Origin of the sequence: Peribacillus asahii (assembly GCF_004006295.1) — a bacterium.
Taxonomy (GTDB): Bacteria; Bacillota; Bacilli; order Bacillales; family DSM-1321; genus Peribacillus; species Peribacillus asahii_A.
The window spans coordinates 1,223,875-1,247,929 of sequence record NZ_CP026095.1; the positions used below are offsets into that span (position 1 = coordinate 1,223,875).

A 24,055-nucleotide genomic window follows, 5' to 3' on the forward strand; every position below is an offset into this window, starting at 1 on the left:
ATATCGAGGAGCGAGACGTCTTGAGAAAAATAAAAAAACAAAAAGTTTACTTATTAGCTCTTTTATTGCCTTTTATTCTGTTTGTAATCGGATTTGAAATAGGGCCATTAGTAGCAATGATTAAGAATAGTTTTTATGCAGACGATGGAATCCGAGTTACGATTGATCAATATATAACTATATTTAAAAGTAAATTTTATTTACAAGCTATTCAAAATAGTCTTATTATTTCTTTGTTTTCTGCTGTAACTTCTGTCATTATAGCAGTCATCGCCGCCTATTCAATTACAAAGTTCTCACAAAAAATACAAAATCGCCTGCTGATGATTACCAATATGACGTCGAACTTTGAAGGGATTCCCCTTTCATTTTCCTATATTATTTTGCTAGGAAACAATGGGTTGTTTACGTTGCTTTTTGCCAAGATTGGTTGGAATGTGTTTGAGGATTTTAATTTATATTCTTGGACAGGCCTCATTCTTGTTTATATTTATTTTCAAATTCCGCTCGCGGTTATGCTTATCTACCCGTCTTATCAAGGAATCAAGCAACAATGGAAAGAAGCCTCTTCATTATTAGGGGGATCAACACTATCATTTTGGCTTCATATTGGAATTCCAGTTCTTTTACCTAGCATTGTAGGTACATTCAGCATTTTGTTTGCTAATGCGATGGGGGCTTACGCTACAGCTTATGCATTGGTTGGAAGCAATTATAACTTATTGTCACTGCAAATTGCTTCTCTGGTTGCCAGTGATGTTGCATTAAAGCCTCAACTAGGCAGTGCGATGGGCGTGATTCTGGCAGCAACTATGATAGGGGCGATGTGGTTCAATGAACGGATGATGCGTCGCATTAGGAGGGATTTACGATGAAATCTTCATTGACTTTTCACAAAGTGATTATTGGTTTGCTAGTTATATATTTGTTAATTCCGCTTGTAGGGACATTTTTATTCTCGATTGCCGGTAAATGGGATCATACCATTTTACCTGAGAGTTATACGATGAGATGGTATATTGAACTATTTCAGGATGAGCGGTTTTACGATGCTTTTCAACGAACCCTGTTTTTAATTTTTATGTCTGTAGGCCTCAGTGTAGTTATTATGCTTCCGACTATTTTTATCATCACAGTATATTTTAGTAAATGGGAAGGAATGCTTCAAGCAGCGGCTATGCTTCCTTATGGAATTCCTCCTATTGTGGGGGCTGTTGGATTAATCAAGGTATATTCGGATGGACCCATTCAAATTGCCGGAACCCCTTGGATTTTAATTGGTGCTTATTTCATAACTATTCTGCCGTTCATGTATCAAGGTATTCGTAACAGCCTTCGCATGCTTAATGCTGTGCAGCTTGTTGATGCAGCTGAGTTACTAGGTGCTACAAAATTCCAGGCATTTCGCACTGTAGTATTTCCAAACATTCTATCAGGTATTTTAGTGTCTACCTTATTGTCAGTTGCACTTTTATTTAGTGAGTTCGCTTTAGCTAATTTGCTTGTTGGGGGCCGATTTGAAACCCTTCAAATTTATCTTGCGGACAAACTAAACAGTAGCGGTCACTTAACAAGTGCAATTGTTATTACGTATTACTCGGTGATTTTACTTTTAACAGGGACTGTATTGAAACTGACGTTTAAAAATGAAAAAAATTCTGTCGTGCCAAATAAGAAGCGAATTCTTTCATTTTTTAAAAAACAAACTCGCCATAAAAAAACTGTGTTAGAAGGTGAAAACTAATGAGTTATGTAACTATCGATCAAGTGACTAAGGGATATGAAAACCAAGTTGTTTTGAATAATATTTCTTTAACATTAAAAAAAGGAGAGTTTGCTACACTTCTTGGGCAAAGCGGATGTGGGAAAAGTACATTACTACGTTCAATTGCGGGACTTGAGGGCGTTGATTCAGGGAGAATTTTAATAGATGGAAAAGATATTACTAATTTATCTCCGCGTCAGCGCGAAGTCGGCATGGTGTTTCAGTCTTATGCACTTTTCCCTAATATGAGCGTTTTTGATAATATCTCTTATGGCCTTAGAATGAAAAAAGTAAAAAATATTAAATCAAGAGTAACAAAGATGATTGATATGGTTGATTTAACAGGAAAAGAAGAATCTTATCCTCATCAATTATCTGGTGGGCAACAACAGAGGGTTGCTCTGGCCCGTGCGCTTGTTATGGAGCCTAAAGTTCTACTTTTAGATGAACCGTTAAGCGCATTGGATGCTAAAATCAGAAAAAATCTGCAAAAAGAATTAAGAAGAATACAAAAAGAATTAGATATTACAACGATTTTTGTTACACATGATCAGGAAGAAGCCATGACGATGTCTGATCGAATTTTTGTGATGAATAAAGGAAATGTGGTACAGTCCGGTTCTCCATCAGAAATTTATACCTCACCAGTGAATACATTTGTTGCAAAATTCATTGGAAATTATAACGTTTGTAATATGGAGATTTTTAGAAAACTCATTCATAGCACAGAATTAAGAGGAAATGACGTTGCTATTCGTCCGGAAGTTTTACAGTTAGCTCCTGTTGGTGAGGAGGGATTGGATCTACAAGAGAATTGGCGAATTAAAGGGGTTATTAAAGACGTTTCTATGACGGGCAATGTTTTAAGATATGAAGTAGAAACAGAGGAGTCCTCTTTCCATGTAGACTATCTTCACCACCAAGGGACAATGTTTGAACGAGGAACATGTGTTCAAATGTTTTTGCCGAAGAAAGAGTGCATTATCTTATAAATTATTAATAATAACAAGGAGAGAAATATGTCAGTTTTACCAGAAGAAAGAAAGAATGAAATTCTAAAAGAACTGAACAAAACGGGAAAAGTAAAAGTCATGGAATTAGTTGATCAATTTAATGTTTCAGAGGAAACGATTCGACGCGATTTGATGATATTAGAGGAAAAGGGGCTTTTAAAGAGGGTTTACGGTGGAGCAATTAAAACAGTCTTTCAGTTTGAGGAACCTCCATTTACGCAACGTACAACGGTGAATCAACAAGCGAAAGTTAAGGTGGGTAAAAAAGCGGTAGAACTTATTTCTAACGGAGATGTAATTGCCATTGATGTAGGGACAACTATGCTTGAATTTGCGCAGTGTATTGAAAACAAAAAGGATATCACGATTTTAACCAATTCTCTTCCTGTATCATCCGTGTTGACTGAATCGCTCAATCAAAATAAGTTTACAGGCCAAGTTCTATTGCTAGGCGGACAAATTGATCCAAAGCATCAATCTATAACTGGCAGTCTCACGGAACAAATGTTAAATCAGTTTAATGTTGATAAAGCGTTCATTTCAGCTGGTGGTGTTTCTATTCAAAGTGGGGTTAGTAATTATCATCTACATGAAGCATTAGTTTCGCGAAAGATGGCCGAAGTATCCAAGCAAGTTATCATGTTAACGGATTACTCTAAAATAGGTGTCGATACATTTTGTAAAGTGTGGCCTCTAGAAAAATTCGATGTGATTGTCTGTGAGCAACCATTTCCAGAGGAATGGAAGAGTTATTCGAAGCTAGAGGAAATCAATTGGATTCAGGCATAGTGAATCTATAAAAGGGCGCATAGAGATAGAGATAGAGATGGAAGAAGGGTTTCCCTCTTCTTTTGATTGCCTTTTTTAAAAATTAGAAAGAAAAACGTAATAGATAGACTGAGAAAAGGGGCTATATAATATGAGTTTTATTGCAATAGATTTAGATGGAACATTATTGAATGACCAGAATGAAATTAGTGAAGAAAATATAAAAGCAATTCAATATGCCGAAGATAGAGGTTTTGAAGTGGTGATTTCAACAGGTCGGGCTTATTTTGATGTTCAAGCAATTTGTGAAAAAGCAGGGATTGCTCCATTTGTAATCGGTACAAATGGAGCAACCATTCATTCAAAAAATAAGACATGTGTTTCTTCTGTTACTTTAACTAAAGATTGTGTTGAAACTATTATTCAATGGTTAGATGAACGAAATTATTATTATGAAGTGTTTACTGATAAGGCTATTTATACTCTTAAGAAAGGAAGAGAACATTTTTATAATGAGATTCAACGTTTGAAAAGGGCAGATTTAGATGCAGATATGAAAGAGTTAGTTGAAGTAGCGGAAAGACAATTTGATCAGTTTGGGTATGTGTTAGTTGAAAACTATTATGACATATTAAAACAGGAGGAGGAGTTTTACAATATTTTAGTTTGTTCTTTTGATAAAAAGGAGTTAGAGGAAGCACGGAGTCAATTCAAAAAGTTTGATGAGTTGATGGTTGTTTCATCTGCCGATCATAATATTGAGATTACTAGTAAAAGAGCTTCAAAAGGAATGGCCCTTGAAAAATTAGCTTGCTTGATGAATAAATCTTTAGATCAGGCTATGGCAATTGGAGACAGCAATAATGATTTATCTATGTTCCAGAAAGTTACATACAGTGTAGCGATGGGAAATGCGAAAGATGTGATAAAAGCTGCCTGTACAACGACAACCCTTAAAAACAATGAAAATGGGGTAGCTCAGGCTATTTACCGATATATGGATAACTTCGTGATTCAAAAGTAAGTGCTGCTGTTGAAGGAGAGAGTAATAAAATGGCATGGATATATATCATAATGGCAGGGTTTTTGGAGGTTGTTTGGGTGATTGGTCTTAAATATTCACAAGGCTTTACCCAGCTTATACCTAGTGTACTAACAGCAGGTATTATAATTTTTAGTTTTTTTTTACTTTCAAAAGCTTTACATTCCATTCCCTTAGGAACTGGTTACGCCATTTTCACTGGATTGGGAACGGTGGGGACAGTAGTAGCTGGTATGCTTTTTTGGGGAGAGCCTATTAATCTACTGAAAGCATTTTTTGTAGCTTTAATGATTCTAGGTATAGTTGGAATAAAAAACAGCCCGACACAGTCTAAAACAGCAAAGGAAATGAAATGATTTACACAAGAATAGGAGGAGATGATTCGATGGCTTATTTTTTCTTCTGATTGCCGGTTTCGCAGAGATTGGCAGTGTCATATGTCTAAAACGCGCAGATGGGTTTAAAAAATTATTACCCTCTTTAGCTTGTCTATTTTTTGGGAGTTTAAGCTTTTATTTTCTTTCTTTGTCATTAACCTCTCTTCCGGTAGGAACTGCTTATGCAATATGGACCGGTATTGGCTCTGTTGGAAGTGTTTTAGCAGGCATGATTTTCTTTAATGAACCTAGAAGTTTAAGATCCATCCTATTAATTATGTGTATTGTTATAGGCGCTATAGGTATTAAGATGACTTCTGGACATTAAGATTGGATGTTTAAGTAGCAGCTAATATAGAAAAAGTACAATCCCTATGGAGGAGAAGAGAAATGAAAAATGTTCAAGATTGGATAGAAGAATATCCTTTAATAAACGAGTTAGTGGCTACAGAGGAAGTGTTTTGGTCAAATCCTAAATATAAACCATTTCAAACTGTGTTGGAAAATCTCCCGCTTAATGATACTGATGTAAAAGATGCCGTGGAAAGGTTAAAGCGTTTTGCTCCTTACATCGCTAAAGCTTTTCCAGAAACAAGAAAACTTAAAGGAATCATAGAATCCCCTATTGTACCCATTCCGGCGATGCATCAACAGTTATCACATATGTATGAGCAGCCGTTAGATGGGACATTTTTGTTGAAATGTGATAGCCATCTCCCTATTTCAGGTTCCATTAAAGCACGCGGGGGTATTTACGAAGTGTTAAAACACGGAGAAGCATTAGCTCTTGAACATGGTTTATTGACGGTAGAGGATGATTATTCTATCTTTGATAGTGAAAAATTTAGAAACTTTTTTTCACAATACTCCATTGCGGTAGGATCTACGGGCAACTTAGGGTTGAGTATAGGCATTATGAGTGCCAAATTGGGCTTCAAAGTAACAGTTCATATGTCTGCTGATGCGAAGGAATGGAAAAAAAATCTTCTGAAAAGCAAAGGAGTAACAGTTATCGAATATAAGGAAGATTATAGCAAAGCCGTCAAAGAAGGGCGAAAGCAGGCGCATAGTGAAGCGAATTGTTACTTTATTGATGACGAAAACTCTCGTGATTTATTTTTAGGATATGCAGTAGCAGCAAGCAGATTAAAAAAACAATTAGAGGATTTAAATGTAACAGTAGATGAAAACCATCCGCTATTTGTTTACCTTCCATGCGGAGTGGGCGGTGGACCCGGGGGAGTGGCTTTTGGTTTGAAACTACTATATCAAGATCACGTACATTGCTTTTTTGCAGAACCTACACATTCTCCGTGTATGTTACTTGGACTGGTAACAGGGTTGCATGATAAGGTGTCTGTACAAGATTTTGGAATTGACAACATCACATCAGCAGATGGTCTTGCGGTCGGACGACCATCAGGGTTCGTTGGTCCAACTATTGAACCTTTATTAAGCGGAAGTTATACGGTAAGTGACAATGAATTATTTAAACTATTAAGCACATTGGCTGATACAGAAAATATTCACCTGGAGCCTTCTGCATTAGCCGGTGTAATAGGACCCGTAAAGTTATGGAACGAAAAACAAGGTAAGGAGTATATAAAAAATCATAACTTAAAAGATAAAATGAAAAATGCTGTACATCTCATGTGGGCTACCGGTGGAAGTATGGTTCCTAAAGAAATAATGAATGAGTATTATAAAAAAGGATCGGAATTATGATCAATCAGAATTCCTATGGAGTTAGAGGCATCGTGAGAATTGGTGTTTCAAAAGAAATAAAGAACAATGAGGACTATATTGCTAAGGGGCTATGTAGTTCATTATGGATAAATAAACATTCAGCTCAGTCTTTGGACTGGGCTTCTTTTGTTAAACTAAGTGTCTCTTTATTAATGAATAGGGGGCGCATGACAAAAATCAACAGAGTCATATAAAAATAATTTACTGTGAATGAAGTTCGATAAAATATGATATAATTTGTGATGAAATAACATTTTTAGGTTGATTTGTAATATGAAAAGTGAAGGGAGTCTCTTTCGAATAGATAAATATATGTCAAAAAATATCGAAATGTTCAAAAAAGTATATATGCAAGTTAGGGCCTTATTACTTATTGGTAAGCTTCACTTTCATATAAAATAATGGATAAAAAAATAACGGGGCGGGGAGGAAGTATGAAATTTACAACAAAGCTCTATACGAGCATCGGCTTCATTTTACTATTAATTTCTATTAGCGTCGTTATTTTAATGAGCATGCTTGAACAGTCTATAATTAAGATGAACGTCGTGGTGAATGAACTATATGAACGAATTGACATTGCTTCAGAGATAAAATATGAAACTGCCAATATTGGAAGAGCGTTCAGGGAGGCTACAGCAACTTCGGTAAATGGGAACAATAGAGAAGCCTTGAATGCTTGGGAAGAATCAAACTTGAGGATCAAACAAGGAATTGAGTCACTTAAAGAACTGGATACGCAAGAAAAATCACTTGATTTAATGGAACAATATACAACACTGCATGATTCATATCAAGATATGGTACAGCAAGTCATAGTATGGAAAAAAGTAGATATTGAGGTTGGTAGTCAAGCGGCAATGGTGGATGAAATCAAACTTACTCGGGAAAGAATGCTTCAAACTTCTCAACTCCTTCTTGGATTACAAGAACAAGAGATGAAGAATGAACTTTTAAGATCTCGAGACACTTATAATTGGGCTGTCACATCGATATATATCTATTTAGCTATCAGCTTGAGCTTAGGAATAGGACTGATTATTTGGATTATTAGAAGTATGACTAAGAACCTCAATAAGGTAACGACTGTTATGGACAGTGTTAGCAATAGTAATGGGGATGATTTACCTCGTATTGAAATCGTTTCCAAAGATGAGATTGGTTCAATTGCAGCTGCTTTTAACACAATGGTTTCGGAGCTTGAGGCACATAGTAAGTTAGAAAAACACTTATTAGAGGAAGCTGAAGAACATGGCTGGCTTAAAACGAAAATTGCTGAAATAGCAACGATGTACCCGGAGGCTAAAGATATACAGATGCTGGGTGAGTCATTCATTTCTAAGCTTGTTCCTATAGTAGATGCGAGTTTCGGTGTTTTATATTTGAAGAGTGAAAATGGAGCTCAGCCGTATCTTAAAAAGATAGCAGCGTATGCTTTTTCAAATCAGTTTAAGGCATCTGAAGGTTTTTATATTGGAGAAGGGCTTGTTGGACAATGTGCGCTTGAAAAACAGGCCATCCTGCTTACACAAGTACCAGAAGATTATATAAGCATACGTTCCGGTACAGGGGAAGGTTCACCAAGAAATATTATTATCTTACCTGTGCAACTTGAAGGAGAGGTGCTTGCGGTAATCGAAATTGCCTCCTTCCACGCCTTTACCTCTAGTCAAGTTAAGCTTCTTGAAGAAATCAATAGTACGTTAGGAATGGCCATCAATAGTATGTTAAATCATATGAGAGCAGAACGATTGTTGCAAGAATCACAAGCTTTAACAGAAGAACTTCAAGTCCAATCTGAAGAATTACAATTACAGCAAGAGGAATTAAGGACGACAAATGAGAAACTTGAGGAGCAGTATACAGCCTCCGAGCAGAAGAAAAAAGAGTTAGAAAAAGTAAGGGAGGCTCTTGAAGAAAAAGCTCAACAATTAGAGATTAGCTCACAATATAAATCGGAGTTTCTTGCTAACATGTCTCATGAGCTTAGGACACCACTGAATAGTTTACTCATTTTGGCACGGATTCTTTCTGAAAACGAAGAGGGCAATCTTTCAAAGAAACAAGAGGAATACACTCGGACCATCTATACTTCGGGTAATGATTTACTCTTTTTGATAAATGATATTTTAGATTTGGCCAAAATAGAGTCGGGTAAATTAGAAGTGATTTCCAAGGAAGTCAATCTATACGATGTACAAGATTATTTGAGTAAGCAATTCTCACCTATTGCTAGTCAGAAAGATATTCAGTTTAACGTTCAATTGGAACCTACTGTATCAAACTATTTATATACAGATGAACAATGTCTAAAACAAATATTAAAAAATCTGCTGTCCAATGCCTTTAAATTTACTGAAAGCGGTAGTGTATCGCTGCAAGTTCGAAAGGTACGGACGGAATATATTGAGAAACAAATGCCTGTGAGTGCTCAGGCAGAGTATATGCTAGCTTTTTCGGTTATTGATACGGGCATCGGGGTACCTAGAGAAAAACAAAGAGTGATATTTGATGCCTTTAAACAGGCTGATGGAACGACAAGTCGAAAGTATGGCGGGACAGGTTTAGGGTTATCCATAAGTCGTGAAATGGCTTCTGTATTAGGCGGCTTTATCGAGTTAACAAGTGAAGTTGGAAAGGGAAGCAACTTTACACTATATTTACCAATCCTGCAATCAAGCGAGATACTAGAGGCAAACTCCTATATAGAGGAAGCTGCAGCAGGGCTTGAATATGAGGATTATTCACTGAATGAAGAAGGCAGCAGTATAAACGAAGAGGGCAAATCTTCGCTCAAACATAAAAAAGTACTCATTGTGGATGATGATATACGAAATGTTTATGCATTAACAATTGCACTTGAAAAATATGAAATGGATATCATTGTAGCTGAAAATGGCCGTGAAGGGATTGAAATGTTACAAGGTAATCCAGATACCGATATTGTTTTAATGGACATTATGATGCCTGAAATGGATGGTTTTGAGGCGATGCGTAGAATCAGACAACTACCAAGGTATGAAACATTACCGATTATTGCGCTGACGGCGAAGGCTATGAAACAGAGTCGCGAAGAATGTTTAGCTGCAGGAGCAACGGATTATATTAGTAAGCCGATTGATGTAGATCAATTATTTTCGCTTATGCATGTATGGTTATATAGAAAGGAAGGATAATCAATTAAGAATGAAAAATAAAATCATACAAGATCCAGTACAAGATCAAGAGATAGAGCGAATTGAAATCGAGTTACTTCTAGAAGCCATTTACCGCTATTATGGTTATGATTTTAGAAATTATGCACAGTCCTTCCTGCAAAGGAGGATTTTGCAACGTGTTCGCAATGAAAATCTGACAAGTGTTTCAGCATTGCAGGAAAAGCTGCTTCGTGATCCTGAGGTAATGAAGAGATTATTTTCTGACCTTTCGATAAATGTTACAGAGATGTTTCGTGATCCGGCATTTTTCCAGTCTTTTCGAAAAAATATTGTTCCTTTTGTAAAAGATTATCCAGATATTCGAATTTGGCATGTAGGCTGCTCGACTGGTGAGGAAGTTTATTCAATGGCTATTCTGTTACATGAAGAAGGGATCTATGAAAAAGCTAAGATTTGGGCAACCGATATTAATCCAAAAATTTTAGAGCAAGCAAAGAAAGGTACTTTTTCTTTAGCAAATATGCAGATATATACAAAAAATTATATGGAAGCTGGCGGAATAAGGGCTTTTTCAGAATATTATAAGGTCGTAGGTGAACAAGTTGTTTTCCACCCCTTTCTGCAAAAAAATATTATGTTTGCAGAGCATAACTTAGTAACAGATTCTTCATTTAATGAGTTTGATATTATTATTTGTCGAAATGTTCTTATCTATTTTAATAAGAGTTTACAAAATGATGTCCATCAGCTTTTTTATGAAAGTCTAAGTTTATCAGGTTTTATCGGGTTGGGCAAAAGAGAGGGGATTAGATTTACACGTCATGGAAACTGCTATGAAGAAATCGACTCAACAGAAAAACTATACCGTAAATATAAATAATGCTGCTTCCCAAAAAGTGAATATATTAATGGTAGACGATCATCCTGAAAATCTACTAGCATTGGAAGCTGTACTCTCGTCTCCGAATTATAACTTAGTTTGTGCGACATCAGGGAAAGAAGCGTTGAAATGTTTGCTAAAACAAGAGTTTGCAGTGATTTTACTAGATGTACAATGTACAGATGCCTGGATTAAATGGATTTGAAACAGCTAAGCTAATACGTGCGAGAGCAAAAACCAAACAAACTCCGATTATTTTTATTACAGCGATTAGTCAAGATCGTGAACATGTTGAACGTGGTTATTCCGTTGGAGCTATTGATTATATTTTTAAGCCATTTCAGCCTGAAATATTAAAATCAAAAATAGAAAAATTTGTTGAAATGCACGAAAAATATGAAGAAGAGATTAGTAAGAGTGAATGGCAACGTTCAGTCGAACTAAAGGAAGTTAACCAAAGATTAAATCGGACAACTTTGGATTTGCGCCGAACAGAAGCATTAACGAAAGTAATTGGTGAAACGCTAATTGATACGATTGTTACCTTTGATGATCAAGAGCGTATATTATCAGTGAATCCTGCTGTAAAAAGGATGTTTGGCTATCAGCCTGAGGAATTAATAGAACAGAATGTTTCCAAGCTCTTTCTACAAATGATAGGAAAGAATGGAGAGAGGTCCTCGGATTTCTTGTCTTTAATTAAACAAGGGGTTGGAAAAGTAATCGAATCAGTTGCTTTACGTAAGGATAAAAGTGATTTTCCTGTAGATATCCAAATTGGAGAGACTGAAATAGAGGGCAGGCACATATTCGTTTGCGCTATCCGTGATGTTACGGAAAGAAAACAGATAGAGGAAGTTAAAAAGCAACAGTTTGCTAATCTCGAACATATTGTAGAAAAACGTACAATTGAACTTCTATTAGCTAATGAAAAGCTGCAACAAGAAATTGAGGAGAGAAAAAAGATTGCGGACAACCTTTTTGTTTCACAAGAACGGTTTCGGAAAATATTTGAGTCTAGCCCTAACTTAATGGCGATTATTTCACAAGAAAATGGAACCTATATGGATGTAAATGCAAGTTGGGTAACATTCACTGGTTATAGCTATGAGGAGTTACAAAATCAAAAAATTAATTTACAAGATTTTATTGAAGAAGCGGGTGGTCATTCCATCGATTTAGAGCAACCTATTCGTAACATGAAAATTCAATATAAGACAAACAGGGGGGAAATGCGTGCCGGATTATTATCATCAGAAATGATTCATATCGAACCGGAGCCTTGTATTCTTTTTGTATTGACAGATATTACGGAAAGGGTTCTTTTAGAGAAGGAGATGGCTCGATTAGACCATTTGAATTTAATTGGAGAGATGGCAGCGGGAATTGCTCACGAAATTCGAAATCCAATGACTACAGTTTACGGGTTTTTACAAGTAGCAAGGGGCAGAGAGGTATCAAAAGAGGTTATTGATCTCATGTTAGATGAATTAAATCGAGCTAACTCTATTATTACTGAATTTCTAAATTTAGCTAAAAATAAAGTTAGTGATAAACAAATGAAAAATTTAAATACGATTATTAAAGCTTTATTTCCACTTATTCAAGCAGAAGCAATGCGTGCTAGTAAACAAGTAGACCTTGATTTAAGTGAATGTCCGGACATATCAATTGATGAAAAGGAAATTCGTCAATTTATATTAAATATGGCTTTGAATGGGCTGGATGCTATGTCTTCTGGAGGGAAACTTACGATAAAAACGTATGCAGAAGAACAGGCAGTCATTTTAGAAATAAAAGATCAAGGAGCGGGCATAAGTCCGGAAATATTAGAAAAAATAGGGACTCCTTTCTTTACTACGAAGGAGAAGGGAACAGGGTTAGGCTTAGCCATTTGTTATAGTGTAGCCGAGCGACATCAAGCAGAGATTGATATCGAAACAGGAGATAAGGGGACGACGTTTTCCATCCGATTTAAAGCAAATCATTGATAAATGTTTATGTCAGGAGCATATTTTCATTTAGGAAGAAGAAAGGGGGATTACATGTTTAATAGGCATAAACGATTTCTTCTTCCGATTTTGGTGATTTCTGTGATTGCAATTGTTTTTATATATAAACAATTCGAAGAAGAAAAGCCGGAAGTAGTGGTAGTTTTACAGAATTTAGACCTTGATTACTGGGAATTTATTAAGGCAGGGGCAGAAAAGGGATTTGAAGACCTGGGCATAAACGGTAAAGTGGTTGCACCTGAAACTGAGACTGTTGAAGCTCAGAGAGAGATGTTAAAGAGTGTTCTTAAAGAAAATCCAGATGTATTGATTGTTTCTCCGGTTTATTCAGCTGATAGTATTAATTCGGAATTAGAAAAGTTCGTCAAAAAGGATATCCCTGTATTATTCATATATGCGGATGATACTTGGGAACATAAGACGGCTTATATCGGTACGAATAACTTTTCTTTAGGAGAAAAAGCCGGAATATTACTGGCCTCACAGCTGCAGCCTGGAGATAAGGTGGCTCTTCTTGGTGGAAAACAACGGATTGTTGAAGGGGAACGGATAAGAGGAGCTAAAGATAGTTTAGAGGCTGTGAAGCTCGAAATTGTGACAGAAAAAAAAGGATTACCAGATGATAATCCTAAAGTAGTTAGAGAGGAAATAGAAAGTATTTTACGAGAGCATCCCGACCTTAAAGGTGTAGTTGCCTCAACGGATTATATTGCACTTCCTGTGTTAAAGGTACTTCAGGAAAAGGGAATGCAAATGCCTGTTATAGGAGCAAGCGGAATTCCTGAGATGCTTAAGTTAGTAGAAGGAGGAACATTGTCTAGTGCAGTAGCGCAAAACCCTTATGATATGGGGTATATAAGCGTCCAAACCGCATTAAAAGTAACAAAGGGGGAACGGGTCAATCACTTCCTTGATAGTGGCGTAGATATTATCACAAAAGGGAATGCGAAGGATAGACTTCATCTCTTAAATAGTGTGCTGAAGTAAAGATTCTCACGGAGTATTTATATTAAAAAGCCTAAACTCTTTGTAGTACAAGGGATTTAGGCTTTTTAATTATGTACATAAAAGAGTATCTCTAAAATAGATTAAGGTACTATATCAGATTCTTATATTTCTTTTGTTGTGGATAAGAAGAAGGTTAAGGAACATTTCAATTCATACTTAATATATTTCAGTAAAATTATGGGATTTCAGTATATTAATCCTAATTTTTCAGTTATTTTTTCGTTTTTAAATTTCCTAATATAATTTTTATAAATAAGCCAACGCCTATACCAGGAATCACAGATAAGATAGATAAAAAAAGAGGACCTAATAAAACCCCAAATATTTTTAAACTCGAGGAATAGATTAATCCTATAGTCATGAAATAAGCACTAAAAACAAGTGGGAGAAAAGAATAAGGGGATTTCCCACCTCCAGCATCCCGATAAGCATCCCATATGGCAAACATATAAATACATGGATAAAACATCAACCATTGATAATTAGTTTGCTCAATAGCTGATTGAATATCACCTTGAAAGCTATAAATAATCACTTGGTTCAAATTTGATTGTAGGTTAATTAAAACTTCTAATATGATAAAAAGTAGTCCTTTGAAAAACTTTCCGTTTAAAATTTGTCCAAATCCAGGTAATGCAATACTCCAAAGAACTTTCTCAATTCGTTCTTCCATTGACATTCCTTCACTTCCTATTGGTTAACCAATCAATAAATTTTAACTATGTTGGTTCTTATTTTTTGCAAGTTGTTCTTTATCCAGCGTTCCAGGTGGCTGTTCGAGCCATTCGTTACTAATCATTATGTCAGCGCCATCTTTCGCATATTGACCGATTTCAAGTGATAAACGTTCATAATTCATGGCTAAATCGCTTCGCTGACTTGCAGCAGCTGCTGTTGCATAGTTTCCTATACCAGCTGCACTCAAGAATGACATAAGAAACATTGTTAATTTATCTGAAAAAGGCGGCGTTGTTGAATCGGTAATAGATAAGTCTGACGGCATGGGTGATTGTATATCGTTATTTATTAATGCTTTTGTAAAGATTTGAACGTGTTTGTTTGAAATATCTTTTCCTCTTAACATCCATTTTTGAATATTTTCTCTTGATGATGTTTGGGCAAAACTTAACGCAATTTTTGATCCCATGAGGTTGGTTTTAATATTCATATATAAATAAGCTATTTCTACTGCATTCAGCGGTCTTTTGTCAGTAAACGGATTTAATCCGCTTAAATATTTTTTGCTGTCTACAAAGTCTGATTTAGTTGGATAAGCAATATAGGGTGGTCTAACAAACAATCCTTTTGAAAGGGATACATCCGCACCCATATCGTATAAGTTAGATGCTTGCGTAAGGCATTCCAGAAAATATGCTCTTATATCTTTTCTAGCACTCATTGAAACAAAGCCACCGTATGTAACTAAGCTTAATCTGGATAAATGACCGATAAAATCCAGCATAAATGAATCAGTATATAGACGAGGGGCATCCATATTTATATCCTCACTTGTAAATCCTGTCGGTAATGGCAGTTGTTCTTCTTGATACAAGTGGGTAAGTTTTTCGATATGGGAAGATGAAAGGTCATAAGCAAATTGGATAATAGAACGGATTTCTTGATCCTCTACATCTTTTAGAAAATAACCTAAAATACATTTGGACATACTATCGTTCATGTATGCAGTCCAAATACAAGCGATTTCAGCCGAGGTTAGTCGAGCATGATGTTCAGTCATAATTAGTTGCCTCCAAAAATAGTTTAACCTCATTTTTAATTATTCTTTACAATCAACCATATAATATGACAGAGGCTTAAAGAAAAAAATGTTCCTTTATTAGTGTTGCATAAATAGTTCCACAGTTTTCCGTTTAATTAGTCAGTCTGTTTAGGGACAAAAGTTCAATACCTAATCATAGGTGGCTTTATCTAGTTGGGCTTTATTTATCATTAGATCTAGGAGACGACAACAATTTGTTTGTTAAGGAACGGCTTTTCTTTCAATTTTCCGGAGCCAGATATAACGTTGGTTTCTAAAATGTAGCCCTTAAATAAGGGCTAGTTTGTAAAGTTTTTTATGTAATCTTCTCCATAGGAAAGTCCTTTATCCATGATAAAGGACTTTTTCTATGCCGAAAATTAGGAAGCTGAATATGTATACTATTTGAAATAATTAATTGGTGGAGTACTAGTAATTTTATATAAATAGCTACGAATGAAACATCCTTAATGCTTCCTCTTGCGCTACCGTGTGTCTGATTGAAGTTCTGGTCTGTGTATGCTGAGCTATTGAAACTAGAAATCATTCATTATTTGTAGGATTCAAATGTAACTTATTAGATTAAGAGCGGTTACCAACTTCATCATACGTGAATAAAGGAATAATTTACTTTTACATGGACAAAGTAAAAAAAGGTGGTGGTACCGTGGTTTTATTTTTTAAGCAAAAGAAAAAGAATGGTCAAATCATCTCCAAAAAGACTCCCAGTTCAATAGTAGAAGAACACTCTAAAAATAAAATTTCTAGTTCTCTTGATGAAACCGTTCATTTTATGAAAGGACTACTTGGAGATAGCAATGATTTTGTGATAAAGCATTTTAAGGTATTTGGTCAATTTCGCGCGGTGATGTTTTATTTTTCAGACTTAACGGATCAAACTGTAATTAATAACGATATATTAAAACCGTTAATGTATATACCTAATCACTTGCTGCAAAGGAAAATTGTCCTGAATGATTTAAAAGATGTCATTATTAACGAAACGCTTTATCACAGTCAAGCTAAGCTCAATGACTGTCTTAATCGTTTAGTTGATTTTGTTTTACGCGGGGAAACCGTTATTGCAATTGAGGGCATAGCAGAAGGGATTCATATTGGAACCCGTAAACTAGAAAAACGGGCAGTTAATCAACCTGAAACCGAGCAGGCGATTATGGGGCCGCGTGAAGGATTTATTGAAAATATTGCAACTAATCTTGCTTTATTGCGCTATCGACTTCCCACCCCCGACTTTTGCGTGAAAAAAATGGAGATAGGACGCCTTACCAAATCAAAAGTTGCTATCTGTTATATAAAAGGAATTGCGGACAACAAGGTCATCAACGAAGTGGAGAAACGACTTTCTGAAATTGATATTGACGTCATTATGGATGCAGGTTACTTAGAACAATTCATTGAAGATAATCCATTTTCTCCGTTCCCGCAAGTTCACAGCACAGAAAGACCAGACAAAGCAGTTGCTAACTTAGCAGAAGGAAGAGTCGCTATTTTAGTGGACGGTTCTCCGTTTGCTTTAATGGTCCCCGTGGTTTTCAGCCAGTTTTATCAAACGGTGGAAGACTATTCAACTAGATTTTTAATGGGGAGTTTTGTGAGACTTTCGCGTATGCTGGCACTCGTATTTTCACTTGTTTTTCCCTCCCTTTACGTTTCGTTCATTTCTTTTAATCCTGAACTGCTGCCAACAGAGTTTGCCGTTGCTGTTGCAGGAGGACGAGCTGGTATTCCTTTTCCAGCTGTGGTTGAAGTATTAGTCATAGAAGTAGCTATGGAAGTACTGCGCGAAGCAACCGTTCGACTGCCGAAACAAGTAGGGGGCGCCTTATCGATTGTTGGGGTACTTGTCATTGGTGAAGCAGCTGTGAATGCAGGCTTGGCAAGTCCGATTACAGTTGTGGTGATTGCATTAACAACCATTGGTTCTTTTGCAACTCCGGCTTATGTGGCTGCTTTTGCACTCAGAATGCTCCGATTTCCCATTATCATATTAGCAGGAATCTTCGGTTTGTACGGAGTTGTTATAGGGATTATTTTTATATTCAACCATATGCTTTCGTTAAAATCATTCGGAGTTCCGTATATGGCCCCTGTTTCTCCTGAAAACTACCAAGGAATGAAAGATGTCGTAATTAGAAGTCCACTATGGTGGATGCCGAAAAGACCGACTTTTCTCCATCAAGAAAATGTTGCTAGATTAAGGGAGGAAAGGAACAAAGCATTAGAGCATAATAAAGTCGGAAACGATCAGCGGGAGGAAGGTACAAGTGGAGGACCCAAGAGAAATCACAACTCTTCAAGCAGCGACAATCTTAATTAGTACGATTATTGGGGTTGGAGTTTTACCTTTGCCGCTGTTTGCTGTAAGGGCAGGGGAAACAGGAGCTCCGCTTGTTACGCTGTTCGGTACTGGGATAGCAGCAATTGGACTATTTATTATTACAAAGCTGGGTATTCGTCATCCTAATAAAACCATTATTACTTACAGTGAAGAGATTCTTGGAAAATGGCTGGGGAAATTTTGTAGTATATTCGTTATTATCTTTTTTACTATTTTAACAGCTCTCACTGCACGTGAATTTGGTACGGTTGTCACGACGAGTGTATTGATTGAAACACCGCTAGATGTAACGGTCATTGTTATGCTTGTATTAGCGGCAATTAGTGCACGAAATAATATAAATGTGTTTGCCTATATACACAATTTCTACCTTCCTATAATATTGGCTCCGGTTTTAATCGTTGTGGCCGTTTCTTTAAAAAATGCTAATATTCTTTATTTGCGTCCCCTCGTTGGGAGTGGTTTTAATGAGATGTTTTTTGGAGCATTAACCGTTGCTGCTTTGTTTCAAGGTTCATTCGTTATGACATTGATTATTCCAGCTATGAAGCAGCCGAAAAAAGCGATGAAGGCAAGTATATGGGCAATCCTTATATCTGGAGGCTTATATTTACTGCTTGTTATCGCAACTGTGGCAGTCTTTGGTACGGAAGAAATTAAACAACTTTTTTGGCCCACATTAGAACTTGCGAGAACAACTTCCCTCCCAGGGAATATTTTACAACGTTTAGATGTTGTTTTTTTATCTGTATGGGTTACGGCTGTATTTACAACTATATTTGCGAGTTATTATTTGACGATTTATTCGATTAAGCAGTTTTTTCGTTTACAGGATCATAAGATGCTGTCCTACTTTATTCTTCCATTTGTCTATATATTGGCTATGCTGCCAGAAGGTATTTTTCAAATGTATGAAATTATTCGATACGTAGGAAGAATCGGACTTAGTATTACGATTCTTTATCCACTGTTTTTATTTATTCTTGATGTATTAAAAAGTAAGAGGAGGAAACATAGTGAGTCAAAACAGATATAAAGCGAAGCAAATATTCCTTTTGATTTTCTTAGTTCCCCTTCTTACTGGTTGTTGGGATAGTAGAGAAATTGAGCAGAGGTCTACCATATTAGCAATCGGCATAGATAAAGCTGGTCCAGGTGCAGAAGAACGGGAAGCAGAAGTAAGTCACAGGAAAGGAGATATATCGATACCAGAAGAGCATATGATAGAAATTACCGTTCAAATAGCGATACCTGGGCGGATTCCATTGGGACCACAAGTAGGTGCTGGAGAAAAAAAACCGGTATTGGTCGTGTCTGTTGTTGGACATACAATTGAAGATGCCATATACAATCTTCAACAAGAAATAGCGGATGAAATATTTTTAGGACACTTAAGATTGATTGTATTGAGCGAGGAAGTGGCAAAAGAAGGAGTGAAACGTTTTAATGATTACTTGAGACGCAATCCGGAAATTCGAAGAACAGCTTCCATTGTTGTGTCAAAAGAAAAAGCTTCAAAGTATATGGAGGTAAGTCCAGAGCTAGAACGTGTTCCCTCACTTTACTTGGCAGAAATGGTTGACAGTTTAGTTGACTTAGGGAAATTTCCTGAAAGTTTCATTGGTAAATTTTGGAGCACTTTCTCGAGTAAAGGGCAGGATGGATACCTTCCATATTTTCAAATTAAGGAAAAAAAAACCATACAAATTAATGGTCTAGCGTACTTTCAAGGGGATAAAATGGTGGGAAAGACAAGACCGCAGGAGATTGGCTCATTTATGGCTGGAATAGGTGCAGAAAAGGGAGGGTACCCCATTTTTACTGACATTCCCGGTAACAAAGAAATAGCATTAGTCCAAGCAGTCAAACGAAAAACAAAAATAAAAGCAAGTTTAAAAAATGGTAAGCCCCATATTTTGGTGAAAGTTCGCTACGAAGGTAAAGTTTCGGAAAAGGAAAGCCCGAATGTTAAGATAAAAAAAGAGGAAGATATTCGAGCTCTTGAAAGAGGGTTTTCAAATACTTCGCAAAAGTCATTGAGTGATTTAATTGCTAAAACACAAAAAGCAAAGTCTGATATTTTTGGGTTTGGCGAGTATTTCCGAGGGAAGTTTCCTGAATATTGGAAACAGAACGTTAAAACAGAAGAAGATTGGCGGAATATTTATGAGAATCTTTCCTATGATGTAGAAGTAGATACTTATATTCGTCACAGCGGCATGAAAGATAAATAACGTGCTATGAAAGGAAGCAGTGTTTATGGACGATATCCGTTCAATTAACTATTTGATTAGCATTTTGTTGGTGACAGGGCTTTTGCTTTTGCTGACAGATGTAAAAGCCTATAAAAATGCAGGTTTAAAAAAAGAAAGAAAAGTTACGCTCATACTAGGTTGGACCCATCTTTCATTAAGCATTATTTTAACGCTGACAGCTTGGGTTTATCGGACTTGGATCTGGTAAAGAACCAATAGCGAACAGCAAAAGGTTCGCTATTGGTAGTTAAGGATATCTTTTAGATAATTAAAGGTACCGTCTTTCAGTGACTTAATGTAATTTAAAATGATCAACAGAATCATTTAATTCTTCCGCCAATTTTGCAATAGATTCGGAACTGCTTACAATCTCATTCATTGCACTAGCTGATTGCTGAATGGAAGCTGAAGTTTGCTCAATTCCTGCGGTGGACTCTTCTATTATTGAAGCGCTATTTTCGAGCGAATAATTGATTTCTTCACTTTGTTTGGAAAGAGTATGGATATTTGTTGATATATCTTGTATCTGCATTTGTATGTTCAGTATAAATGTATTAATTTTATTAAATGTTTCTCTCGTTATTTTAATCTGCTCTGTTCCTCTTTCAACTTGTGTAAAGCTATGTTGCAGGGCAGTTACCGTTTCTGTTGATTCAGTTTGAACACCTTCAACAATGTTTACAATACTTCCGACGGATCCTGATGCTTGTTCCGCTAATTTACGAACTTCTTCAGCAACGACCGCAAAGCCTTTCCCGTGTTCTCCTGCTCTTGCTGCTTCGATTGCAGCATTTAATGCTAGTAAATTTGTTTGGTTAGAGATTTCTAGAATTACTTGAACGAGCTTTGAAATTTCTTTTGACTGCAAATCTAATTTTTTAACTTTTTCAATAGACTTTATTACTTCTTGGTGAATCATATCCATTTGTTTCTCTGATTCTTTCATTAGGTCAGAGCCGTTAGTTGTTAAGTCTATAATCTTATTTGAAGACTGGCTTAGTTCATCCCCTTTATTACTTGCTTCCTGAAGTTGACTAGTAAAATGCTGCATCGTTTGAGAAACCTGATTGGCAGAACCGGCCTGTTTATCTGCTCCATTTGATAATTCATTCATCGTGATGGCGATCTGTTGATTTCCTTCTTTTACTTCATTTGCATGGTGAACTAGCTCATTAGATGCATCGACTAACTGAATAGAATTATGGTTTATCCCTTGAATAATTTGTTTTAAATCATTCAGCATTTGTTGAAAGGCAGTTGTTAATATACCAATTTCATCGGTTCTTTTAGTCTCTAGAATAATAGAAAGGTCTCCATCGCCTACTTTTGCAGCTTGATTAGTTAAGTTCTTTAACGGTTTAATAAGGTAATGGGTAAATAGATAAACAATGGTTACACTGACTAATAAAATAATGAGTGTTAATGTAATCATTTTGTTCTTATAAGAAGCGATTGAAGTATAGAATTCGGTTGCATTTAAATCGGCACCTACTATACCGATTACTTCACCGGAACTAGACTTGAGCGGGAGGTAAGTAGTAATAAGACCTCCATACTCCTTTGTATTGGACATTTCAATTTGTAAATCTCCTGTTTCAAAAGCTTTCACTATATTCGGATAAGTAGTAGGATCTTCTTTATCTCCTAGTTGTGATGCGTTTTCATCGCCTATAGGCATACCGTCTACCATATAAAAATAATCATAACCATTTTCCGTTTTGTGACGAGACATCGTATATAAATAGGTTAATCCTGTTTTTTCTCTTAAATCATTCAATTCTGTACGTAATTCTATGTAATAATCGTTTTCCCCTGCATCCAATGTGATTTCTTGTTCGTACTTGTCTATATCAATGATATTAACGGCCTGCTTAGTGATATTTGTTGCTACTTGACTCAAAGAATCTTTCACTAACTGAACAGAGGAATGATAACTAACATAAGCAGTCACCAAACATGATAACAACACAATGGTAGAAAATATGAAAATCATTTTAAGTTGTATACTTTTCTTCATTCTTTTTCCTCACTTTCGTATAATTTCTATTTATAGATGTTTTTAGTAAAAATAAATATCATTCTTATAATAGAACTAATTACATAATGTTACAATAAAATGTTCCTGAAAAATACCCATAGCGAACAGTTCTATGGGTATTTACTAGGATATATATACTATAAAAGGGTGATGTTGTTTTCTTCACACTCTTTTAGAATTTGATGATTCCATATGGAGGCTTGAACTTCACCAATATGGGCTTTCTTCAGAAAGAACATGCATAATCTAGACTGACCAATGCCGCCGCCTATTGTATAAGGCAGATTTTCACTTAAGATAGCTTGATGATAGGCTAGCACTCTTCGTTCCTCATTATTAGCCAATTTTAATTGTTTTAATAGGTTTTTTTTATCTACCCGAATGCCCATGGAAGACACTTCAAAAGCTCTCTCAAATAGTGGATTCCAGAATAAGATATCCCCGTTTAATGCCCAGTCATCGTAATCCGGGGAACGTCCATCGTGTTTTTCTCCAGAGCGCAAGGCGCCGCCAATTTGCATAACAAAAACAGCTTTATGTTCTTTAGTGATTGCATCTTCTCTTTGCTTTGGAGTGAGTGAAGGGTACAAGTCCTCAAGTTCTTGAGTGGTAATAAAATAAATGTCATCGGGTAAGATTGGCTGGAGAGCGGGGTGGAATTCGTGCATATAGTTTTCTGTTGCTTTCATTGCTTTATAGATTTGTTTAACTTCTGTTTTTAGTGTATGGAGGTTGCGCTCTTCCTTTAAAATAACTTTCTCCCAGTCCCATTGATCGACGTATAGGGAGTGGAGATTGTCTAATATTTCGTCTCTTCTAATGGCATTCATATTCGTATAAAGTCCTTCACCAGAGGCAAATCCATATCTAGCAAGAGCTATCCTTTTCCACTTTGCTAAAGATTGAACGACTTCAATTTGTGAATTGTTAATATCTAAGGCCTGAAAGGAAACGGTTCGTTCTATTCCATTTAAGTTATCATTTATTCCCGTGCCTTCATTTACTAGTAAAGGGGCTGATACCTTTATTACGTTGAGTGCTCTTGCAAAATGATCTTCAAAATGACTTTTTAATTCATTTATTGCAATTTCTGTATGCATTAAATTAAGTTTAGATTTATATCCATTGGGGATAACCAAGGTTTGATCCATTTTTATCATCCTCTCAGTTATATATTTCCTTTATCCTTACGTTTTCACCTCAGTAATTTAATTCACTAAGGTAATGAACTAAATTACTTTATGAATAAATTTCACAGTTGTGCCTATCAATTTATATAAAGAAGGATGATTTTTTATTTTTTATAACCCGTATGGATTAATAAAAGGACATACACTGGGTTAGGGGCCATGCCTGCGGATAGTGTAGGAAACAGGTGGACAACAGATTATATTATTGCGAGTGGTAATTTATTGGCGGATTTTAGAGCGAGTCTTAATGCCGAATCTCAAGGACGTTTACAAGCGGTCAGATTGTATGAGGCAACAAATGATTGTGGAGTTAAGGACATGCTATCCTGGCTGATTGCTCGTGACACGATGCATCAGAACCAATGGATTGCGGCTATTAAAGAACTCGAAGCTAAAGAGAGTGTGGTTATGCCAAGTACGTTTCCTAAGGAGCTGGAAAAATAAGAGGTTTCGTATACCCTTTTCAATTTTTCTAGAGGAAATGAAAGTGTAACCGGGCGTTGGGATCAGGGACCTAGTATGAATGGAATGGGAGTTTTCAATTATGTAGAGAATCCAGCTCCTTGTGCCAACAGGCCCAAACTAAAACCTGCACCTCCATATATCCATGATACGCTACCAACAGTTCTTAGAGGAAGCAATCGGCTTATTCCTCTCAGTTTAAATTAGTTTAGTTAAACGAAAT

The 24,055-nt window shown here is 36.2% G+C and carries 19 protein-coding genes and 2 pseudogenes; 17 read left to right on the forward strand and 4 right to left on the reverse strand.

Annotated features, from left to right (window positions below):
• The first annotated feature begins 116 nt into the window (after positions 1–116).
• The 12 genes and pseudogenes from BAOM_RS06070 to BAOM_RS06125 all read left to right on the forward strand — a co-directional run bounded on the left by BAOM_RS06070 (position 117) and on the right by BAOM_RS06125 (position 13,748).
• Complete coding sequence (locus BAOM_RS06070) at positions 117–875, forward strand: ABC transporter permease (protein WP_373995336.1); 759 nt, start codon at positions 117–119, stop codon at positions 873–875.
• A complete protein-coding gene (locus BAOM_RS06075) occupies positions 872–1,744 on the forward strand; it encodes an ABC transporter permease (RefSeq protein WP_127759509.1) in 873 nt (290 codons plus the stop codon). Before BAOM_RS06070 ends, BAOM_RS06075 begins: the two co-directional genes overlap by 4 nt.
• A complete protein-coding gene (locus BAOM_RS06080; protein WP_127759510.1) occupies positions 1,744–2,757 on the forward strand; it encodes an ABC transporter ATP-binding protein in 1,014 nt (337 codons plus the stop codon). Before BAOM_RS06075 ends, BAOM_RS06080 begins: the two co-directional genes overlap by 1 nt.
• 27 nt (positions 2,758–2,784) lie before the next feature.
• Positions 2,785–3,567: a DeoR/GlpR family DNA-binding transcription regulator gene (locus BAOM_RS06085; protein ID WP_127759511.1), complete on the forward strand. Its 783-nt coding sequence runs from the start codon at positions 2,785–2,787 to the stop codon at positions 3,565–3,567.
• Between the two features lie 130 nt (positions 3,568–3,697).
• On the forward strand, positions 3,698–4,570 hold the full coding sequence (locus BAOM_RS06090) for an HAD family hydrolase (protein WP_127759512.1): 873 nt from the start codon (positions 3,698–3,700) through the stop codon (positions 4,568–4,570).
• A 29-nt stretch (positions 4,571–4,599) separates the two neighbouring features.
• On the forward strand, positions 4,600–4,944 hold the full coding sequence (locus BAOM_RS06095; RefSeq protein WP_127759513.1) for a DMT family transporter: 345 nt from the start codon (positions 4,600–4,602) through the stop codon (positions 4,942–4,944).
• A gap of 49 nt (positions 4,945–4,993) precedes the next feature.
• A complete protein-coding gene (locus BAOM_RS06100) occupies positions 4,994–5,293 on the forward strand; it encodes a DMT family transporter (protein WP_306821308.1) in 300 nt (99 codons plus the stop codon).
• Between the two features lie 62 nt (positions 5,294–5,355).
• A complete protein-coding gene (locus BAOM_RS06105) occupies positions 5,356–6,690 on the forward strand; it encodes a D-serine ammonia-lyase (RefSeq protein WP_127759514.1) in 1,335 nt (444 codons plus the stop codon).
• 455 nt (positions 6,691–7,145) lie between these two features.
• Positions 7,146–9,887 (forward strand): response regulator, encoded by a 2,742-nt coding sequence (locus tag BAOM_RS06110; RefSeq protein WP_164853147.1) that lies wholly within the window; start codon positions 7,146–7,148, stop codon positions 9,885–9,887.
• A gap of 10 nt (positions 9,888–9,897) precedes the next feature.
• Positions 9,898–10,749 carry a CheR family methyltransferase gene (locus tag BAOM_RS06115; protein WP_127759516.1) on the forward strand — a complete coding sequence of 284 codons (852 nt, stop codon included), beginning with the start codon at positions 9,898–9,900 and terminating at the stop codon, positions 10,747–10,749.
• A 28-nt stretch (positions 10,750–10,777) separates the two neighbouring features.
• Positions 10,778–12,740, forward strand: a pseudogene (locus BAOM_RS06120) (PAS domain S-box protein).
• 54 nt (positions 12,741–12,794) lie between these two features.
• Complete coding sequence (locus BAOM_RS06125) at positions 12,795–13,748, forward strand: sugar ABC transporter substrate-binding protein (protein WP_164853148.1); 954 nt, start codon at positions 12,795–12,797, stop codon at positions 13,746–13,748.
• Between the two features lie 232 nt (positions 13,749–13,980).
• Here BAOM_RS06125 and BAOM_RS06130 read toward each other — a convergent pair whose 3' ends face one another.
• Positions 13,981–14,442, reverse strand: a complete 462-nt coding sequence (locus BAOM_RS06130) for a hypothetical protein (RefSeq protein WP_127762461.1) — start codon at positions 14,440–14,442, stop codon at positions 13,981–13,983.
• Positions 14,443–14,484: 42 nt separating this feature from the next.
• Positions 14,485–15,507 carry a DUF3231 family protein gene (locus BAOM_RS06135; protein ID WP_127759518.1) on the reverse strand — a complete coding sequence of 341 codons (1,023 nt, stop codon included), beginning with the start codon at positions 15,505–15,507 and terminating at the stop codon, positions 14,485–14,487.
• A gap of 658 nt (positions 15,508–16,165) precedes the next feature.
• Here BAOM_RS06135 and BAOM_RS06140 point away from each other — a divergent pair.
• Genes BAOM_RS06140 through BAOM_RS06155 form a run of 4 tightly spaced genes read left to right on the forward strand, consistent with a single transcriptional unit; the run spans position 16,166 to position 20,350 of the window.
• Complete coding sequence (locus BAOM_RS06140) at positions 16,166–17,866, forward strand: spore germination protein (RefSeq protein ID WP_127759519.1); 1,701 nt, start codon at positions 16,166–16,168, stop codon at positions 17,864–17,866.
• Positions 17,814–18,923: a GerAB/ArcD/ProY family transporter gene (locus BAOM_RS06145; protein WP_127759520.1), complete on the forward strand. Its 1,110-nt coding sequence runs from the start codon at positions 17,814–17,816 to the stop codon at positions 18,921–18,923. The genes BAOM_RS06140 and BAOM_RS06145 overlap by 53 nt, the downstream gene beginning before the upstream one ends.
• Positions 18,904–20,121, forward strand: a complete 1,218-nt coding sequence (locus tag BAOM_RS06150) for a Ger(x)C family spore germination protein (protein ID WP_164853149.1) — start codon at positions 18,904–18,906, stop codon at positions 20,119–20,121. The genes BAOM_RS06145 and BAOM_RS06150 overlap by 20 nt, the downstream gene beginning before the upstream one ends.
• A 25-nt stretch (positions 20,122–20,146) precedes the next feature.
• Positions 20,147–20,350 carry a CLC_0170 family protein gene (locus BAOM_RS06155; RefSeq protein WP_127759522.1) on the forward strand — a complete coding sequence of 68 codons (204 nt, stop codon included), beginning with the start codon at positions 20,147–20,149 and terminating at the stop codon, positions 20,348–20,350.
• A gap of 84 nt (positions 20,351–20,434) precedes the next feature.
• Here the strand turns inward: BAOM_RS06155 and BAOM_RS06160 are convergent, their stop codons facing one another.
• Together BAOM_RS06160 and asnA are read right to left on the reverse strand one after the other, a co-directional pair.
• Complete coding sequence (locus tag BAOM_RS06160; protein WP_127759523.1) at positions 20,435–22,159, reverse strand: methyl-accepting chemotaxis protein; 1,725 nt, start codon at positions 22,157–22,159, stop codon at positions 20,435–20,437.
• Positions 22,160–22,317: 158 nt separating this feature from the next.
• Positions 22,318–23,331: an aspartate--ammonia ligase gene (asnA, locus tag BAOM_RS06165; RefSeq protein ID WP_252283481.1), complete on the reverse strand. Its 1,014-nt coding sequence runs from the start codon at positions 23,329–23,331 to the stop codon at positions 22,318–22,320.
• A gap of 183 nt (positions 23,332–23,514) precedes the next feature.
• Here asnA and BAOM_RS06170 point away from each other — a divergent pair.
• Positions 23,515–24,039, forward strand: a pseudogene (locus BAOM_RS06170) (manganese catalase family protein); the annotation flags it as partial.
• Positions 24,040–24,055 lie beyond the last annotated feature (16 nt).

Excerpts from the sequence above, each read along its gene's own strand:
- BAOM_RS06070 (WP_373995336.1), top strand. The coding sequence starts at position 117 with ATGATTAAGAATAGTTTTTATGCAGACGATGGAATCCGAGTTACGATT.
- BAOM_RS06075 (WP_127759509.1), top strand. The coding sequence starts at position 872 with ATGAAATCTTCATTGACTTTTCACAAAGTGATTATTGGTTTGCTAGTT.
- BAOM_RS06080 (WP_127759510.1), top strand. The coding sequence starts at position 1,744 with ATGAGTTATGTAACTATCGATCAAGTGACTAAGGGATATGAAAACCAA.
- BAOM_RS06085 (WP_127759511.1), top strand. The coding sequence starts at position 2,785 with ATGTCAGTTTTACCAGAAGAAAGAAAGAATGAAATTCTAAAAGAACTG.
- BAOM_RS06090 (WP_127759512.1), top strand. The coding sequence starts at position 3,698 with ATGAGTTTTATTGCAATAGATTTAGATGGAACATTATTGAATGACCAG.
- BAOM_RS06095 (WP_127759513.1), top strand. The coding sequence starts at position 4,600 with ATGGCATGGATATATATCATAATGGCAGGGTTTTTGGAGGTTGTTTGG.
- BAOM_RS06105 (WP_127759514.1), top strand. The coding sequence starts at position 5,356 with ATGAAAAATGTTCAAGATTGGATAGAAGAATATCCTTTAATAAACGAG.
- BAOM_RS06110 (WP_164853147.1), top strand. The coding sequence starts at position 7,146 with ATGAAATTTACAACAAAGCTCTATACGAGCATCGGCTTCATTTTACTA.
- BAOM_RS06115 (WP_127759516.1), top strand. The coding sequence starts at position 9,898 with ATGAAAAATAAAATCATACAAGATCCAGTACAAGATCAAGAGATAGAG.
- BAOM_RS06125 (WP_164853148.1), top strand. The coding sequence starts at position 12,795 with ATGTTTAATAGGCATAAACGATTTCTTCTTCCGATTTTGGTGATTTCT.
- BAOM_RS06130 (WP_127762461.1), bottom strand. The coding sequence starts at position 14,442 with ATGGAAGAACGAATTGAGAAAGTTCTTTGGAGTATTGCATTACCTGGA.
- BAOM_RS06135 (WP_127759518.1), bottom strand. The coding sequence starts at position 15,507 with ATGACTGAACATCATGCTCGACTAACCTCGGCTGAAATCGCTTGTATT.
- BAOM_RS06140 (WP_127759519.1), top strand. The coding sequence starts at position 16,166 with ATGGACAAAGTAAAAAAAGGTGGTGGTACCGTGGTTTTATTTTTTAAG.
- BAOM_RS06155 (WP_127759522.1), top strand. The coding sequence starts at position 20,147 with ATGGACGATATCCGTTCAATTAACTATTTGATTAGCATTTTGTTGGTG.
- BAOM_RS06160 (WP_127759523.1), bottom strand. The coding sequence starts at position 22,159 with ATGAAGAAAAGTATACAACTTAAAATGATTTTCATATTTTCTACCATT.
- asnA (WP_252283481.1), bottom strand. The coding sequence starts at position 23,331 with ATGGATCAAACCTTGGTTATCCCCAATGGATATAAATCTAAACTTAAT.